We start from the raw sequence: 15,654 nt of genomic DNA, 5'->3' as shown, positions 1-15,654 counted from the left end.
TATATGCACTTGGTTCGTCCGGTGACGATAGCAAGAGGGACACACCTGTACCCATGCCGAACACAGAAGTTAAGCCTCTTAACGCCGATGGTACTTGGTTGGTAACGACCCGGGAGAGTAGGAAATTGCCGGTCACACAAAAAACGCACGCTGATCTTATGACGGCGTGTGTTTTTTTGTGCGTGTAAAAAGAAAAAGAAGTGTGATAGTGCAGAAAAGGCAAGCCTCTGGTCGTAGATGGCAACCGCGCGCTTCGCACGTCCCGCCGGGCCATCCTGACATAGGACCTACCATCCATTTTTCGTCCCTTCGGTCCGCAAAATGGGGTTAGGTCTCTAAACGCCGATGGTACTTGGTTGGTAACGACCTGGGAGAGTAGGAAATTGCCGGTCACACAAAAAACGCACGCTGATCTTATGACGGCGTGTGTTTTTTTGTGCGTGTAAAAAGAAAAAGAAGTGTGATAGTGCAGAAGAGGCAAGCCTCTGGTCGTAGATGGCAACCGGGCGACGCGCTTCGCACGTCCCGTCGGGCCATCCTGACATAGGACCTACCATCCATTTTTCGTCCCTTCGGTCCGCAAAATGGGGTTAGGTCTCTCGCCGTCGATGGCAACCGCGCGCTTCGCACGTTCCGCCGGGCCATCCTGACATAGGACCTACCATCCATTTTCGTCCCTTCGGTCCGCAAAATGGGGTTAGGTCTCTGGCCGTAGATGGCAACCGCGCGCTTCGCTCGTCCCGCCGGGCCATCCTGACATAGGACCTACCATCCATTTTCGTCCCTTCGGTCCGCAAAATGGGGTTAGGTCTCTAAACGCCGATGGTACTTGGTTGGTAACGACCCGGGAGAGTAGGAAATTGCCGGTCACACAAAAAACGCACGCTGATCTTATGACGGCGTGTGTTTTTTTGTGCGCGTAAAAAGAAAAAGAGGGCTACCGTGCTTAAAACGGTAGCCCTCTTTTCAGGTATTCCGGCGATCGATCTCTTTTAAGTATCGTAGACCAAATATAGAATCAGCAGATTCTCCTCATCCACCACCAGGGCGTCATAATTGGAGATAGAATCCCCTGCCCCGCTCGGGGAGCGGTCCACAAAGTAGTAGCGACAATTAGGAAATGACAGGGCGGGATCGTTGATTTCGGGTTGCACCTGTTTCGCCCATTTCAACGCCGAGTCCACCTTCCTTCCGATCGCGCTGTCTGCGGAAAAAGCTCTCGTCTTTTTCAAATCCTTCTTCAGCTGCGCCATGTCCTCGTCATCTAATTTATAAATCGTATAGCTCACGCCGTCGCCGAGAAAATCCGGCGGCTTTTTTACATCGTCCACGCAGACGGCTCGTCCGGTGACGTGGGTAGAAAAGGCAAGGTTCATGGCCTTGATTGTCCGGGGCGTGGCGTCGGAGATAATCAAAATCGCCGCGAGCCCCACAAGAAAGAGCGCCCCTAAAACCGTAAGGCCTTTAGTCCGCGTCATGCTCATCATCTCCTTCGTAGCGCAAAATATCTCCCGGCTGACAATCCAGGGCTTCGCAAATGGCCGAAAGGGTGGAAAAGCGAATGGCCTTGGCCTTTCCCGTCTTTAAGATGGAGAGATTGGGCAGGCTTACATTCACCGCCTGAGACAATTCCGTGAGGGTCATTTTTCGTTTGGCGAGCATGAGATCTAAATCCACACAAATCATGGCGCACCTCAAATCGTCAGATCATTTTCTTCCCGGAGCATACGGCCTTCGTCCACCGCATCGGCCAAAAGGAAGAAAAAGAGGGCTGCTGCCGCGAGAAGGGCGGCGACAAGGAAAAAGAGCAGAAAGAGGGCGGCGAGCTGCACATTCACGGCCAGGTAAATGGCGAGAAGCAAAAAGCTCAGGCAGGCGCCTAAAAAGCACAATCCCACCCGCTCCAGGCCGCGAACCATGGCCGGAGTAAAAAGGCGGCTCTTGGCGTACAAATAGGTGGTGTACAGGCCGAAGGCCAGCCCCGCGAGAAGAAAGGCGCCGCTCGCGCCCCAAAAGGCGAGGGTCGCGGGAATCAAGGGCAGGTAAATGGTAAATGTGCTGTCTTTCAAAACCCATGCTTTGCCTAAAATGGAGCCGATGAGGGCGAAGAAGGCACTCGTCGAAAGCATGGCCGCCGCCAACGTGACGGCAATAAAAGTGGTTTGTAATCGTTTCATATCCACCTCCTATTTTCATTATACTCGCAATTTAACGATAAACAATAAATAATTAGCGAAAAACGTAAAGAATCGGAAAAGAAATCGCCGATGTGTGGAAAAAAGGGGAAAGATAAAGGGAAGAAGAAAAAAATGGAGGGGAAAAGGAGCCGAAGGGAAATTAACACAGAGGCGTTGCGGAAAGGGAAAGTCGATAATCGAAAAGAAAAAAGCGCGATGACGGCGGAAAATCGGATCGCGTCCGAATAGCTTTCGATCAATTCGAAAAGATGTGAAAATCGAATCTCGTCGAAAAGATGTGAAAATCGAATCACGGGGAAGATATTTCGATGAACAAACGAGAAGACATGAAAAATCGGGTTTGGCACAACGAATGAAAGGCGAAAAAACCGCGGAAACAAGGGAACGAAGAATCAGTTGAAAATAAATCTCAAAAAGTTTCAAAAAACCCTTGCAATCATTCCAAAAGGTCGCTATAATAATCAATGTAAACGATATGAATTATCAAATCATTCTTTGCGGTACATATCAGGTGATTCTGTCGTTTATGCCAATGCGTGCAGCGTGAACGTGCCGCAAGGTAGAAAGGAGGGAATTTTGATTCCTGTAATTTACTGGTCGGGAACCGGCAACACAGAAGCCATGGCGAAGGCAGTCGCCAAAGGCATCGAAGCCGCCGGTCAAGAAGCTTCTTTAATTGAAGCTGCCGACGCAACAGAGGCCATGGTAAAAGATGCAGACAGGATCGCGTTCGGTTGTCCGGCTATGGGTGCAGAAGAGCTGGAAGAAACCACCATGCGACCCTTCATGGACGATGTGAATCCCCTGTTAAAAGGAAAGTATGTGCTGCTTTTCGGCTCCTACGATTGGGCGGACGGCGAATGGATGGAAACCTGGGAAGACGAAGTTCGAGGACTCGGCCCCGCGTATCTCGCCACCGTGATCTGTAAAGGTGAGCCGGACGAAGACGGCGTGAAGGAGTGCCAAGACAGTGCTCGCGCATTATGTGAAGCGTAAGCTCAATGACTCCACGGTTCGTTACCTAAACCAATGCGATACATGCAACGATCGAGACTACCTGGAAGCGATTTTAAAAGCCTACACGGCGCCCACGGTTTTTTGCGGAAAGACCGGAACTCTGGTTAACTTAGTCAATCCTTCAAGAGATCTAACCCGGTGTTGGGCGCAGGACGAAAGCATCAAGCATGCCATACCCCTTGCGTATGCGGAGCTGATCAATCCCAAAGGCAGTTTGCTTCTCTACTTTTACGATCGAAAACGACTTGAACACAGACTTACAGACAGAAGATGCCGAGCTTTTTTAAAGAATCGCGGCTATGATTACGCCAACGCGGACGAAGCCATTGCGGAATTAAAAACACGGTTTTTAATTGGCTGTCCCGACGAAATCGGCATCTTTCTCGGCTATCCGGTCTCCGACGTGGAAGCCTTCAGCCAGAGGCGACACCATCGATTCGTCGGTTACTGGAAATGCTACGAAAACATCTTGTTGTCGAAAGTGCGCTTTTTCTTATTTGACTTAGCGAAATACTTTGTCATGAACAAAGCAATACAAGAATACTAAAATAATGACACCTTCCTATATTCTGAATGAAAGCGGACGCTGAGGCGTCCGTTTTTTGTGCAAAAAAACCCGCGCCGGGCGCGGGAGAATTAATTTTTCTTTTTGAAAAGAGAATAGAGAACCACCACGGGGCCGACGACATAGAGGGCCGGGAGGGCCACCAGGCGAAAGAAAGTAAGATCTAAATGATCCAGTCGGTCGCCGGCGTGTTTATAGGCTTGAGGAAAGGCCACAGTGGCGAGGATAAAGTAAAGGGTGAGGGGCATGAGGGCCGCGGAGGTGGGGCTTTTATGGAAAAGGGTGTCGGCAAGGACAAAATAGTAGACGAGAAAAAAGAACAGGCCGATGGCATAGGCAAGAATGGAAACAACGGTGGAGCTGAGGGGAGCGGGCTCTTTCTTCGAATCATCTTCGCCGATGAAATAGGCCATGTCCACGGAAAACACCCGGGCCAACTCCCTGAGATTAGACGTGGTGGGCTGGGCGCGGTCCATTTCCCATTTGGATACGGCTTGGCGGGTGACGCCGAGTCTTTCCGCTAAGTCTTCTTGCGAAAGCCCCATGGCCTTTCGTTTTGCTTTTATTTTTTCACCATACATAAGAAATACCTTCTTTCTCTGTGTCATTTTCTGAATTTACTGTAACAAAAAGAAGAACATGGCACAAGCAACGGGGGCGCAACTTTCGGTTGCGGCGGATGATTTTGAAAAATTTTGGAAAAATAATCGGGAGACGCCTTTAAAACGAAGAAGAATTTCAAAAAAAGAGTTGACACTGTATTAAGACGGCGATACAATATGACTGTATTAAGGAAGTAGTACAGATGAAAGGAGGTAAGTTTTGCAGTTATTAGATATACAGTCCGTAACGAAGGATTACGGTAGCGGAAAAGGGCTTTTTAATTTTTCCATGAATCTTCAAAAGGGAGATATCGTCGGGTTGATCGGCGTCAATGGAGCGGGAAAGACAACCTTGCTCAATATCCTATCCGGAAAGATTCATCCAAATTCTGGGACCGTATTTTATGAAGGTGAGGCGGTGCACATCGATTCAGCGTGTAGAAAAAAGTTTGGGGTGTCGGTTAATCCTGATTTTTATCCCTACCTCAGCGCGTATGAAAATTTGGAAGCCGTTTTCTATTTAAATGGCGTCACAAACCGCAAAAAAATGGAGGATGATATTAAATCTGTTCTGAACATTGTGGGATTAGAAGGCTCGGAACATAAAAAAGTAAAGTCCTATTCTTTCGGCATGAAACAGAGATTGGGTTTTGCTCAGGCCATTTTGAATTCAGAGACAGTCATGCTTTTAGATGAGCCCTTCGTCGGTTTGGATATTCACGGCCGCGCCATGGTGAAGGACTTTATCAGAGAGATGGTCAAGAAACGAAACATGGCGGTCATTTTTTCCGATCATAATTTAGACGAGGTGAAGTCATTGTGCAATCGGTTGGTTGTCATTCAAGATGGAACCAAACGTTATGACGGCGATATTCACATCAAAAGCCCGGTCTTGTTACAGGTAGATTGTGCGGCGGCGGTGGATAGCAGTTATGCGGAAATAGTAGACGATCATCGGATTCTGGTGACGGAAGATAAGCTCAATGAAAAATTACTCTATATCGGTTCCGTGACCAGAATTAGAAACATTGAAAAAATAATGAATCCCTTGGAAACTTTTTTAGAGGAGAGGTAACATGATGCGTCTAATCCGATTTGAGCTTTATAAACAATTAAAGCGAAAAGAAAATCTTATGATACTCTTCATGTTCGTCTTACCCTTGTTTTATAGTATGGGGGTATGGAGCCATTCTGAAATTATCACTTATACCAGTACTGAATTGATCAGCGGATTGAGCTTTGCCGATAATATGTACACCTTAGTCTATATGGTTTTTATTATCTTCTTATTTCTCGCCATTAATAGTGCGACTACTTTAAAAGGAGAGATAGAAAACAATAGTTTGTCTATGATGCTCACGCGTGTCAACAAACGAAGCAGAATCTATTACGCCAAGTTTTATGCTCAATCTTTTTCTTGGGGGATTGTGTCTTTCGCGTTTGTTTTATTTTCTATCGCTTGTTACTATTTATTCCTTTCAAAAATGGCGATTGCAACCGGCACAGTCGTAGGCGAGAATTGGTTAAATAATCTATTGATCATAATAGGCATCGGGTCATTTTACATTCTTGGCATCAGCCTCGTGCAATGTTTAAGTATGTATTTCAAATCCTACGTATCAGTCGGCGTCTTTATTCTATTCTACGCGATAGGACTTTATTTAAAGTCGTTTACCTTGTTTCAGCCCTTCGTACCCGTACATTATTTATATAAACTCATCGATTCGGGAAGCATCATGGACTTTCTGAGGTTTATGGCGTTGAACTGGGGGATGGTGTACGTTTTCAATTGGGTAGGAAACAGAAAATTTAAACGAAGTGATATAGGAAACGAAAACTGAAAGGAGGGCCCATGGAATTTGACGGCAATCGACCGATTTATCTGCAGCTTTACGAAACCATTCGAAAGCAAATCGCCGCCGGGGAGCTGATTCCCGGAGAGAAATTGGAATCGGTACGAAATTTGGCGAAGATCTACGGTGTGAATCCAAACACCGTGCAGCGGGCATTACAGGAGCTGGAGCGGGAAGCGCTCATTGAAACGGATCGAACGCGGGGGAAATTTGTGACGGAAAATAAAGACACCATCGACACGTTGGGCAAGGACGCCTTTTTCGACGCCTGCGATCAATTGATCGGCGTGGCGGCGGATCTGTCCATGACACAGGAGACAGCGGTAAAATTACTGAACAAGCGTTGGGAGAAAGGAGGGTCTCATGAAGGCCGTTGAGTGCAAACAAATCGACATCGACTACCGAGGCAAATACGTCTTGGACAAACTGGATTTATCCTTGGAGCCGGGCCACATCGTGGGGCTTATGGGGTCCAATGGCGTGGGGAAGACGACGCTCCTTCGCATTTTGGCCGGCCTCGAGATGAGCTACAAGGGCGAGGTAAAAATCTTCGGCGAAGAAATCGGCAAGGCCACGAAAAACATGGTGAGCTACCAGCCGGATCACCTGCCTCTGCCCAAGGATTTAAGCGCCGAGGCCTGCGTGGATCTTTATGGCCATTTCTTCGACGACTTCGATCGGCAAAAGGCCTTTTACATGCTGAAATCTTTTGATCTCGAGCCTTCCCGCCGCATTCGGGAAATGAGCAAGGGCATGCAGGACAAGCTCCAGGTGGCGCTGACGCTTTCCAGAAAGGCGCGGCTCTATTTAATGGATGAGCCTATCGGCGGCGTGGATCCCCTGGCGCGGAAAAACGTCATCGACGGAATTTTGGACGGCTTCGATACGGAGGCGACCTTGATCATCTCCACCCACATGGTGGAAGCCATCGAGCCCATTATCGACACGGCGGTGTTTTTAAGAGACGGCAAGGTGCTTTTAAATGAAGATGTGGAGGCCCTGCGCGGCCGCTACGGCAAGGATTTGGAAGCGATTTTCAGGGAGGTGTACGATGTCTAAACTCATTAGCTATTATTTCAAGCGAGACAAATGGATTCTTCTCGCCATGGTGGGATTGGGGCTTCTCGGCAGCTTTCTCTTGTGGGGCTACACGGAAGTAGAGAACGCGTTTGGCGCCATCAGTGTGTTTGTCGGCGTCGCGGCTTTTTTCATCGGCGTAAGCATCATTCCCTTGTGGCTTTGCATTAGGGATTACAAGCGCATGTACGGCGCCTACGGCAGTTTCTTCGCCGCCCTTCCCTTGACGGGAAAAGATGTGATGGGCGGCCGGTTCCTTTGGTTTCTGATCGTGCAGTTCGTCGCTTTTTTAGGGACCGCCATCTTCATCGGCCCTCCGGCTTACCGCAATGTCGAACTGTATGAAGGAGGCCGAGAGTTAATGTATTTGGTCACGACGCCCATCGGCGTAAAGTACCTTACGGGATTTATCCTACTTGTAATTGCCAGCATACTTTTCGGGATTGCGGCCTGGGTCTTTGTCACCAGCGTGGGGAGCGAAAAGCCCTTCCGCCGCTTCGGCATCGGCGGGCCCATTATGCTCTACATCGGCCTGCAAGTGGCCATAAATGTGGTAACGAAAGTGGTGATCGATACCATGGGAAGCCAAAGACAGATTGTAAGCGAAGAATATTTTAATCAGGTCGCTTCCCAACTGTTTTTCAGAACGTCTCTCGTGTTGAGCGGGCTTATGCTGATCGCCGCCGTGGTGCTCTTCCTGAGAAGCGTCCACAGCCACGACAAGAAACTTTCCGTGTCGTAATGTGTCATAAAAATGTAACGAGCGAGGCTTTCGGGCCTCGTTTTATTTTGCCCTCATTGTTGATAAAATAGTTTTGTAAAACACATGGGAGAGAAAGGAGGGCCTATGGGATTTAAAGTGGCAATGGCGCTTGCCGTCTATGTCATTCCGGGAATCATGGTCTTTTTCGGCGGCCTTATGCTGGACCATCCGCCGAAAACCATTAACGCAGCTTACGGCTACCGCACCGCCATGTCCATGCTTAATCAAGACACTTGGGACTACGCACAGGCCGCCTGCGCCGAAAGGTGGCGGAGATGGGGCCGCGTCCTCGCCCTGATCACCCTCGTCGTGTTGATTTTCGCCCTTCGTCGCCCGGACTTTGCCGATGCGTTGGGTATCTACACCGCTTTTGAAACCGCCTATCTCTTGGCCTCCGTGGCCGCAACGGAAATGGACCTGCGCCGCACCTTCGACAGGGAAGGTCGGCGAAAGGCGTAGGGGCGCCCTTGAACATTGTGCTTTTCCCCGGCCTGTGATAGGCTAAAACAAAGAAATGAAGAACGGAGGATATCATGAAACGTATTTGTCGATTGTTGGCGGTCCTATTTCTCGCCACGGGGCTGATCTTGCCCGCCCGCGGCGCCTTTGCCGCAAGTCGAGACGAAAAAATCGCCTACTTACAAAAAGCCGGCGTGGTGACCGGCTATCCCGACGGCACCTTGGGCCTGGATGCGCCCATTAAGCGTTCGGAAATCGCCACATTGCTCGTAAAAATCGACGGCAAACAAGCTGAAGCCGCCGAAAAAGCCGCTGTCTTTAAAGACGTTCCCACGAGCCACTGGGCCAACGGCTTTATTCGCGTGGCGAGCCAAATGAAAAATCCCGGCGGCGTCAGCGCCATCGTCGGCTACCCCGACGGCACCTTCCGCCCGGAAAAAAACATCTCTAATGCGGAAATGATGAAAATTCTCGTGGCCGGCGCCAAAACCGACCTCACCCCGGCCGACGAGGCCAAGGCCGACTGGCCCGCAAGCTGGATCAATTGGGCCCGGGAGATGAACATCGTGGGCGCGGATGCAGGCGTCGACGGATTGGATCCCGACAAATCCGCCACCCGCGGCGACGTCTTCGTCATGGTCTACAATGCCAAGGTGAAGCCCGCGGCGCCGGCGGAAAAACCCAAGGCCAATGAAGAAAAGCCCAAGACCAACGAAGAGGACGAAAAGCCCCTGAAAGATCAGGATCCCGCGGATGCCGCCAATCGGGGCAACGCCTTTCACATGATCTACAACGGAACCTGGGCGAAAAATCTGCCCTTCCTGAAAAAATAAATCCTTTGAAAAGCCAAAGCCTCATTCGGGGCCTTGGCTTTTTTCATGGAAAAAAGAGTTAAGGCTGAATAAAAGGAGAAGAAAGAGTTTACCTAAATAAAAACATATTTTATTAAAAGAATGCTATAATTACTTATATAAACATGAAGGAGGCAATGATGAAAGGACACATGAAGAGACAATGGACCGTGCTTCTCCTGGCCCTGGTCATGACCCTGGCCACGGGCTTCAGCGTATTCGCCGCGAGCTACCCGGACCTGGCGGGGCACTGGTCGGAAGGCACCATGATTAAGGCCGCAGATCTCGGCTGGATCAAAGGTTATGACGATGGCACCATGCGCCCGAATCAATCGGTGACCCGGGCGGAATACATCGCCATGGTCCACCGCATGGCGGGCCTGGAAAAAGTGGGCGCGAAAGAGCAATCGGCCTACGGCGATTTGAATCAGGCAGCTTGGGCCGACGGGACCATTCGCCAAGCGGAAGAGGCGCAGCTCTTGGATTTGGTCTTCATGGGACCGAACCTGCGCCCCAACGCCCCCATCACCCGTGAAGAAGCGGCGGCCGTTCTGAATTTGGGCACCATGCTCAAAAATATGGACGCACAATCCGGCTTGACGAAAGAGAATGTAGAGACCATTCATAATTTCGCCGCCACGCTGACGGAAAGAAACAACAACCCCGACGCCCTGAGCTATTCGGACAAGGCCGAAGTGATGCCGCGCTACGTGTGGGCCGTCGGCCAATTAACCGACGGGAAAATTATTACCGGCTACGAAAACAACGTCTTTAAGCCCCAAGGCAAGCTGACCCGCGCCGAGGCCATGACCCTGATCCTCCGCGCCACGGGCCAAGCCCCGGCTCCCGTTGAAAAACCCGCGCCGCAACCTGCGCCCCAACCCGCGCCGCAACCTGCACCGCAACCGAAGCCGGCGACGGAACTGAAGGGCAAAGTTGTACAGGAAGGCGGCAAGTATTACATCGTCAATGTAGAAAACGGCGCCCGCTTCAGCCGCGACGCCTTTAAAGACGGCTACGTCACCATCGGCGATCAAGCCTATTTGCTCGGCCCGGACGACGCCCTCACTTCGGGCTTCATTCGCAGAGACAACAAAACCTACTACATCGACCGCGAAAAAGGAAAGGTCCGCGGCTGGAAACAAATCGGCGACGGACTCTACTACTTCTCGCCGGCCAATTACCGCATGTACAGAAACGGCATGTTCTCCACCGGCGAAGGCGTTTACTGGTTCGGCCAAGATGGCAAGCTTAAAATCGGCAAGCGCCCCGGCGGGCAACACGGCCGCCTCGTTTACTGGGCAGGCCCCTCGGCCAAGGAATTGGAAAACGGCTGGCTCACCGGCCCCAATCAGGAACTTCGCTTCAGAGGACAGGAAATGGCCAACTACGCCGCCGCCTTCGAAGGTCAACCCTTCCGTTGGTACGGCTTTGAATTCGACAGCGGCAAAGGCGTCTACTGCGTCGGCCTCACCTACGCCACCCACAAGGCCTTCGGCATCCACATTCCCGGGCCCAACGACGCTAACATTCGCAAGCACAGAGGCTACGAATTGCCCCGCGTGCAATACGAAGCCGCCTACAAATTCGGCGGCATGCGCTATCCGGCCAACTTTGCCAACGCATGGCCCGGCGACATTATCTTTAACTACAGCCCGAACTTCTATTTAGGCTACAACCACGTGGGCCTGTACATGGGCAAAAACAACGGACGGGACATCTACGTCCACGCCACGCTGAAAAACGGCATCTTTGTCGGCGACTGCAGGGAAATGAACCGCGAAATCGGCCGCCGCTTCAACAAAGAATTCGTCCGCTACAACACGGACAAAAACAAAGGCAACGGCCAAATCCCGGAAATTTTGCGCCGTCAATAGTTGTGAAAAAAGAAAAACCCGAGGAGTATCTCGGGTCGGAGTAATAAAAAGAGAGGGAGAATCATTCGATTTGCCCTCCCTTTTTTCTTTGTGAGAAGCCATTGAATCGACAAAAAGATAGACAGATTTTCGTCGGTAGGATAAAATAAAACCTTCTTAAAATCCTAAAAAGGAGGATGCCTATGGAAGCCATAAAAACGGGCCGGCCGCCGACGTCTTGGCGGGTATTAAACGGCGCTCAATTAAAATACATCGCCTTTTTGTCCATGCTTTTGGACCACGTCAACAACGCCTTGATTACGCCTTATTTAGACGGAAAGGGGCCTTTGCTCCATGTAAGCAATCTTCTGAGCATTTTGGGGCGAATCGCCTTTCCTCTCTTTATGTATTTTCTCGTGGAGGGCTTTTTCAAGACCCGCTCCCGGAAAAAGTATCTCATGAATCTCTTGCTCTTCGCCATTGTGTCGGAAGTGCCCTTCGATCTCTTTACCTCCCGGGAGCTCTTCAATAACAACTGGAACAATATGATGTTCACTCTCGCTCTGTCTCTCGTCACCATTTGGATCGTGGATGAGCTCAAGGGGCGGCTGTCGAAAAAGTCCGCGGCCCTTTGGTACGGAGCGTCCATCGTCGTGGTGGCGGTTATGTGTGCCGTGGCCATGTTCTTCAGCCTGGATTACGATTACCACGCCATTATCGTGGCCTATTTGTTCTATCTCTTTTACGAAAAGCCCGTCTACGGCGCGGCCCTGGGTTATCTCTCCATTATAAAAGAGCTTTATTCCATCCTGGGCTTTGCCGCCACCCTTACCTACAACGGCGAGCGGGGCAAGCAGTATAAGTGGCTCAACTACGCCTTTTACCCGGTGCACATTTTGATCTTGGGCCTCCTTCGCGTGGCGCTGAATATTTAGGGGAGGAAGCAAATTATTGATCCGATGAACAAATAAGATAAAATGACGCCATAAGGAGGATTTGCTATGGTTACGACACATCCCGATTATTTAACGAAAAGTGGTTACGATAGCGTACCGTGCATGGCCCATAATGCGGCTCTCTCTGGAGATGTAGAAACGAAATTGGATGAGGCGGATCGCATGGCGAAGGAGACGACGGTTCGCTACGACACCGACGAGGTCTTCGGCCGCGTAAAGGCGCGGATTCCCGACAGTGAAAGAGCATAGGCGATCCTCGTGGCATAATTTCAATCCCGGCGAAAACAAATAAGCAATCTATTTAATTCCAAAAACCAACACCATCCCAAGCCCGTCTTGGGATTTTTTATTTCCCCAAATTCCTTGTATGCTTTCCTGCTTTTTTCTCCTACCCCAGGTATAATAGAGGCATAGGTTCTTCGGATTAAAAGGGAAGTTGCTTGCGGCACGCGGTCCCGCCACTGTAACGGCCGAGACGCCCATTCACTTAACGGGAAGGATGGAACGTCGCCTGAGGTCAGAAGTCAGGATACCTGCCTATGGAAAAAATTTCTTCACGAGGTATGGAGTTGTCCATACAAGATAGGAGGTCTTTATGAAAAAGATTCTGAACGTCTTGTTGCTCGCGTCTTTGCTCCTCTTAACCGCCTGCGGCGGGGGAGATAAAGTCGCTACGAACGAAAACAATCAGGCGAATGCCAATACCAATGCTGCGGCGGAAACAAAGGATGCTTATTATCCGGTGACCATCGACACGGTGGATGCCCAGGGCAATCCCGTTCAGGAAACCTTTGAAAAGGAACCGGAACGCGTCGTGGCCGTGTATCAATCGGCCATTGAAAACATGCTGGCCCTCGGCCTCGAGGACAAAATGGTCCTCGCCGCCCAATTGGACATCGACGTCAAGGACGAGTACAAAGACGCCTTCAGCAAGGTGGAATATGTAAAGGACGCGCCGTCGAAGGAAGCGGTTCTCGCCGCCAAGCCGGATTTCATTATTTCCTGGGCTTCTTACTTCGGAGACAAAACCCTGGGGGATGTAAAGGACTGGCAGGATAAGGGTGTCAACACCTATATTCTGAAAAACAGCGGCGCCGTAAAGGTGGACAGCTTGGAAAATGAATACGACGACATTTTAAATTTAGGAAAGATTTTCAATAAACAAAAAGAAGCCCAAGCCATCGTGCAGTCCATGAAGGATCGCCTGGCCGAAACGGAAAAACTCCGGGAAGGCAAGGAGCCGGTGAAGGCGGCGATTCTGGAAATCGAAGACGATAATCTCTTCAGAAACTACGGTGCGAAAACCGTGGGCGGCGAAATCGCCGAAAAAGCCGGCGCGAAGCTGGTCATGGACGAAGATCGCTTCGGCTCCGAAGCCCTCCTTACAAAGGATCCCGACGTGATTTTCGTCGTTTACTTCGGCGAAAACAAGGTCGAAGATCAGGAATTGGAGCGCTTTAAATCCATGCCTGCTTTAAAAGGCCTTTCCGCCATTAAAAACGATCGGGTCTATCCCATTAGCTTGTCGGAAGTTTACGCCTCCGGCGTGCGCACCGCCGACGGCATCGACACCATGATCAAGGGCCTCTATCCCGAATCATGAAGCGCTCGGTGATTTTCGCGGGGCTTACGCTTTTATTCATCGCATCGGTGATCGGCGGCTTGTATCTGGGCTATGCGGATCTAAGTCTCGGGGAGATTCTTAATGCTTTGTCCCGCGGCCTTGCGGGGAAGGGCGGCGACGACGTGGCCTATGCCATTGTCATGGACATTCGCCTGCCACGGGTGCTCCTCGCCATCTTAACCGGCGTGGCTCTCGCCGTCTCCGGGCTCATTATGCAGGCGGTGGTGGGAAATCCCATCGCCGATCCCTACATTTTGGGGATTTCCTCCGGGGCGTCTTTAGGCGCCACCTTGGCCATCGTCCTCGGCCTTATGAGCGCCTTGGGCAATGTGGCCGTGGGGATCAGCGCCTTTCTCTTCGCCCTCTTAACTTCCGTGGGGGTCATGATTCTCTCCCGCATCGGTGGGCGCGCCACCTCGGAGCGGCTCATCCTCTCGGGCCTGGCCCTTTCCGCCGCCACATCCAGCATCGCCACCCTTTTGGTCTACACGGCGAAAAACCGCGACGCCATTCGGGAAGTGAATTTCTGGCTCATGGGCTCCTTATCCGGCGCGAAGATGAATCAGATCGCCTTCATCGGGCCGGTGATCCTCGCCCTTTGTATCTTTCTCGCCACCCAAAGCCGCAATTTAAATCTGCTACTCTTGGGCGACGAGGTGGCCTACACCCTGGGCAAGGATCTCGCCAAGCTTCGGAGCGCCTACATCGTGGCGGTGTCCCTTCTCGTGGGTCTCGTGGTCTACACCTCGGGCACCATCGGCTTCGTGGGCCTGATCGTGCCCCACATGGCCCGCTTTCTCTTGGGGACCAATCACCGCCACCTCCTTCCCGGCGTGATTCTTTTGGGGGCGAGTCTCCTCCTCTGGGCGGACGTGGCGGCGAGAAACGCTCTGCCCGCCGGGGAACTGCCCACCGGCGTCGTCGTGTCCGTAGTGGGGGCGCCCTTTTTCGTCTATTTAATCGTGAAAAATTCCCGGGAGGTGCAGCCATGATTCGCGTGGAACATCTTTCGGTCGCCTACGGAAAAAAACAGGTGCTTCAAGACTTTTCCCTTACGATTCGCGACAAAGAGCTCGTGGCCTTAATCGGGCCCAACGGCTCGGGGAAGAGCAGCCTGTTAAAAGCAGTGGCGCGGATTTTGCCCTACGAGGGAAAAATTTTTCTCGACGAGGTGGAGGCCCGGGACATGAGCAGAAAAGACTACGCCAAGCGGTTGGCCGTCGTGGGCCAGTTTAACGACATGGCCTTCGACATGACGGTGATGGACATGGTGCTTATGGGCCGCACGCCCTACAAGGGCCTTTTGGAAAGGGACACGGAAGATGACCGCGCCATGGCCGGGGAGGCCCTCGCCGCTGTGGGCATGGAAAGCTACGGCGCCCGCTCCCTTCGCGCCCTCTCCGGGGGAGAAAGGCAGCGGGCCGTGCTGGCCCGGGCCTTGGTGCAAAAAACCGATCACCTGCTTCTCGACGAAGCCACCAATCATTTGGACATTTACTACCAGCTGAAGCTGCTCTCCATGGTGAAGGACACAAAGCTTACCGTGGTGGCGGCTCTGCACGATATGAACTTGGCCCTGGCCTACGGGGACCGCATTGTGGCTTTAAAAGAAGGAAAGCTGCTCTTCGATGAAGCCCCGGAAAATGTGACACCGGCCATGATCGAGGCCCTTTATTCCACGCCCTGCACCTTGCACGAGGCGGATGGCCGGCCGGTAGCGGTATTTAAAAAGCCATGATGAAAAGAACGCGGAGCGATCCGCGTTTTTTTGTGTAGACACGAAAGAAACGCCCCTTTGCCGCCGCCGACCGTTCATTTACAAGGCATAGGGCA

General features: G+C 51.4%; 20 protein-coding genes, 1 rRNA gene and 1 riboswitch. Of the genes, 17 read left to right on the top strand and 4 right to left on the bottom strand.

Features of this window, described 5'->3' with window-relative positions:
- The first annotated feature begins 17 nt into the window (after positions 1–17).
- Positions 18–134, top strand: a 5S ribosomal RNA gene (gene rrf, locus OCV31_RS06430).
- An 858-nt stretch (positions 135–992) separates the two neighbouring features.
- Here rrf and OCV31_RS06425 read toward each other — a convergent pair.
- Genes OCV31_RS06425 through OCV31_RS06415 form a run of 3 tightly spaced genes read right to left on the bottom strand, consistent with a single transcriptional unit; the run spans position 993 to position 2,177 of the window.
- On the bottom strand, positions 993–1,478 hold the full coding sequence (locus tag OCV31_RS06425; protein ID WP_148473567.1) for a hypothetical protein: 486 nt from the start codon (positions 1,476–1,478) through the stop codon (positions 993–995).
- The gene (locus tag OCV31_RS06420; RefSeq protein ID WP_148473565.1) at positions 1,465–1,686 is read right to left on the bottom strand and encodes a helix-turn-helix domain-containing protein; all 222 of its coding nucleotides are present in this window, start codon (positions 1,684–1,686) and stop codon (positions 1,465–1,467) included. Before OCV31_RS06420 ends, OCV31_RS06425 begins: the two co-directional genes overlap by 14 nt.
- Before the next feature lie 8 nt (positions 1,687–1,694).
- Positions 1,695–2,177, bottom strand: coding sequence for a DUF2975 domain-containing protein (locus OCV31_RS06415; protein WP_148473563.1), 483 nt, complete (start codon positions 2,175–2,177; stop codon positions 1,695–1,697).
- A 597-nt stretch (positions 2,178–2,774) separates the two neighbouring features.
- Between OCV31_RS06415 and OCV31_RS06410 the strand changes: the two genes are divergently transcribed.
- Both OCV31_RS06410 and OCV31_RS06405 read left to right on the top strand, forming a co-directional pair.
- Complete coding sequence (locus OCV31_RS06410; protein ID WP_394800645.1) at positions 2,775–3,194, top strand: flavodoxin; 420 nt, start codon at positions 2,775–2,777, stop codon at positions 3,192–3,194.
- On the top strand, positions 3,169–3,762 hold the full coding sequence (locus tag OCV31_RS06405) for a DUF3793 family protein (RefSeq protein ID WP_148473561.1): 594 nt from the start codon (positions 3,169–3,171) through the stop codon (positions 3,760–3,762). Before OCV31_RS06410 ends, OCV31_RS06405 begins: the two co-directional genes overlap by 26 nt.
- Before the next feature lie 89 nt (positions 3,763–3,851).
- Here OCV31_RS06405 and OCV31_RS06400 read toward each other — a convergent pair whose 3' ends face one another.
- Positions 3,852–4,361 (bottom strand): helix-turn-helix domain-containing protein, encoded by a 510-nt coding sequence (locus OCV31_RS06400; RefSeq protein WP_148473558.1) that lies wholly within the window; start codon positions 4,359–4,361, stop codon positions 3,852–3,854.
- Between the two features lie 58 nt (positions 4,362–4,419).
- Here OCV31_RS06400 and OCV31_RS06395 point away from each other — a divergent pair, with 58 nt between their 5' ends.
- From OCV31_RS06395 to OCV31_RS06330, 14 genes are all read left to right on the top strand, one after another.
- Positions 4,420–4,545 (top strand): hypothetical protein, encoded by a 126-nt coding sequence (locus tag OCV31_RS06395; RefSeq protein ID WP_267303843.1) that lies wholly within the window; start codon positions 4,420–4,422, stop codon positions 4,543–4,545.
- A 57-nt stretch (positions 4,546–4,602) separates the two neighbouring features.
- Complete coding sequence (locus tag OCV31_RS06390; RefSeq protein ID WP_148473556.1) at positions 4,603–5,457, top strand: ABC transporter ATP-binding protein; 855 nt, start codon at positions 4,603–4,605, stop codon at positions 5,455–5,457.
- A gap of 1 nt (position 5,458) precedes the next feature.
- Positions 5,459–6,223: a hypothetical protein gene (locus tag OCV31_RS06385; RefSeq protein WP_148473554.1), complete on the top strand. Its 765-nt coding sequence runs from the start codon at positions 5,459–5,461 to the stop codon at positions 6,221–6,223.
- An 11-nt stretch (positions 6,224–6,234) separates the two neighbouring features.
- On the top strand, positions 6,235–6,612 hold the full coding sequence (locus OCV31_RS06380) for a GntR family transcriptional regulator (protein WP_148473552.1): 378 nt from the start codon (positions 6,235–6,237) through the stop codon (positions 6,610–6,612).
- Positions 6,599–7,294, top strand: coding sequence for an ATP-binding cassette domain-containing protein (locus OCV31_RS06375; RefSeq protein ID WP_148473550.1), 696 nt, complete (start codon positions 6,599–6,601; stop codon positions 7,292–7,294). The genes OCV31_RS06380 and OCV31_RS06375 overlap by 14 nt, the downstream gene beginning before the upstream one ends.
- Entirely contained in the window at positions 7,287–8,054 is a 768-nt protein-coding gene (locus tag OCV31_RS06370) for a hypothetical protein (protein WP_148473548.1), read from the top strand. The genes OCV31_RS06375 and OCV31_RS06370 overlap by 8 nt, the downstream gene beginning before the upstream one ends.
- A 105-nt stretch (positions 8,055–8,159) precedes the next feature.
- Positions 8,160–8,534, top strand: a complete 375-nt coding sequence (locus OCV31_RS06365; protein WP_267303842.1) for an SdpI family protein — start codon at positions 8,160–8,162, stop codon at positions 8,532–8,534.
- Between the two features lie 74 nt (positions 8,535–8,608).
- A complete protein-coding gene (locus tag OCV31_RS06360; protein WP_148473544.1) occupies positions 8,609–9,367 on the top strand; it encodes an S-layer homology domain-containing protein in 759 nt (252 codons plus the stop codon).
- Between the two features lie 158 nt (positions 9,368–9,525).
- The gene (locus tag OCV31_RS06355) at positions 9,526–11,262 is read left to right on the top strand and encodes an S-layer homology domain-containing protein (protein ID WP_148473585.1); all 1,737 of its coding nucleotides are present in this window, start codon (positions 9,526–9,528) and stop codon (positions 11,260–11,262) included.
- Between the two features lie 182 nt (positions 11,263–11,444).
- Positions 11,445–12,176 carry a TraX family protein gene (locus OCV31_RS06350; protein ID WP_148473542.1) on the top strand — a complete coding sequence of 244 codons (732 nt, stop codon included), beginning with the start codon at positions 11,445–11,447 and terminating at the stop codon, positions 12,174–12,176.
- Positions 12,177–12,242: 66 nt separating this feature from the next.
- Positions 12,243–12,446 (top strand): type II toxin-antitoxin system Phd/YefM family antitoxin, encoded by a 204-nt coding sequence (locus tag OCV31_RS06345; RefSeq protein WP_148473540.1) that lies wholly within the window; start codon positions 12,243–12,245, stop codon positions 12,444–12,446.
- Positions 12,447–12,592: 146 nt separating this feature from the next.
- Positions 12,593–12,752: riboswitch (cobalamin riboswitch) on the top strand.
- 40 nt (positions 12,753–12,792) lie between these two features.
- On the top strand, positions 12,793–13,800 hold the full coding sequence (locus OCV31_RS06340; protein WP_148473538.1) for an ABC transporter substrate-binding protein: 1,008 nt from the start codon (positions 12,793–12,795) through the stop codon (positions 13,798–13,800).
- Positions 13,797–14,813, top strand: a complete 1,017-nt coding sequence (locus OCV31_RS06335) for a FecCD family ABC transporter permease (protein ID WP_148473536.1) — start codon at positions 13,797–13,799, stop codon at positions 14,811–14,813. Before OCV31_RS06340 ends, OCV31_RS06335 begins: the two co-directional genes overlap by 4 nt.
- On the top strand, positions 14,810–15,559 hold the full coding sequence (locus tag OCV31_RS06330) for an ABC transporter ATP-binding protein (protein ID WP_148473534.1): 750 nt from the start codon (positions 14,810–14,812) through the stop codon (positions 15,557–15,559). The genes OCV31_RS06335 and OCV31_RS06330 overlap by 4 nt, the downstream gene beginning before the upstream one ends.
- Positions 15,560–15,654: the final 95 nt, after the last annotated feature.

Origin of the sequence: Aedoeadaptatus acetigenes (genome assembly GCF_025566985.1) — a bacterium.
GTDB classification, from domain to species: Bacteria; Bacillota; Clostridia; order Tissierellales; family Peptoniphilaceae; genus Aedoeadaptatus; species Aedoeadaptatus acetigenes.
The sequence above is the reverse complement of the archived record's forward strand: the minus strand, read 5'-3'. Positions and strand labels throughout refer to the sequence as shown.

Coding starts and splice junctions, on each gene's coding strand:
- OCV31_RS06425 (WP_148473567.1), bottom strand. CDS start 1,478: ATGACGCGGACTAAAGGCCTTACGGTTTTAGGGGCGCTCTTTCTTGTG.
- OCV31_RS06420 (WP_148473565.1), bottom strand. CDS start 1,686: ATGATTTGTGTGGATTTAGATCTCATGCTCGCCAAACGAAAAATGACC.
- OCV31_RS06415 (WP_148473563.1), bottom strand. CDS start 2,177: ATGAAACGATTACAAACCACTTTTATTGCCGTCACGTTGGCGGCGGCC.
- OCV31_RS06400 (WP_148473558.1), bottom strand. CDS start 4,361: ATGTATGGTGAAAAAATAAAAGCAAAACGAAAGGCCATGGGGCTTTCG.
- OCV31_RS06395 (WP_267303843.1), top strand. CDS start 4,420: ATGGCACAAGCAACGGGGGCGCAACTTTCGGTTGCGGCGGATGATTTT.
- OCV31_RS06385 (WP_148473554.1), top strand. CDS start 5,459: ATGATGCGTCTAATCCGATTTGAGCTTTATAAACAATTAAAGCGAAAA.
- OCV31_RS06380 (WP_148473552.1), top strand. CDS start 6,235: ATGGAATTTGACGGCAATCGACCGATTTATCTGCAGCTTTACGAAACC.
- OCV31_RS06375 (WP_148473550.1), top strand. CDS start 6,599: ATGAAGGCCGTTGAGTGCAAACAAATCGACATCGACTACCGAGGCAAA.
- OCV31_RS06370 (WP_148473548.1), top strand. CDS start 7,287: ATGTCTAAACTCATTAGCTATTATTTCAAGCGAGACAAATGGATTCTT.
- OCV31_RS06365 (WP_267303842.1), top strand. CDS start 8,160: ATGGGATTTAAAGTGGCAATGGCGCTTGCCGTCTATGTCATTCCGGGA.
- OCV31_RS06360 (WP_148473544.1), top strand. CDS start 8,609: ATGAAACGTATTTGTCGATTGTTGGCGGTCCTATTTCTCGCCACGGGG.
- OCV31_RS06355 (WP_148473585.1), top strand. CDS start 9,526: ATGAAAGGACACATGAAGAGACAATGGACCGTGCTTCTCCTGGCCCTG.
- OCV31_RS06350 (WP_148473542.1), top strand. CDS start 11,445: ATGGAAGCCATAAAAACGGGCCGGCCGCCGACGTCTTGGCGGGTATTA.
- OCV31_RS06345 (WP_148473540.1), top strand. CDS start 12,243: ATGGTTACGACACATCCCGATTATTTAACGAAAAGTGGTTACGATAGC.
- OCV31_RS06340 (WP_148473538.1), top strand. CDS start 12,793: ATGAAAAAGATTCTGAACGTCTTGTTGCTCGCGTCTTTGCTCCTCTTA.
- OCV31_RS06335 (WP_148473536.1), top strand. CDS start 13,797: ATGAAGCGCTCGGTGATTTTCGCGGGGCTTACGCTTTTATTCATCGCA.
- OCV31_RS06330 (WP_148473534.1), top strand. CDS start 14,810: ATGATTCGCGTGGAACATCTTTCGGTCGCCTACGGAAAAAAACAGGTG.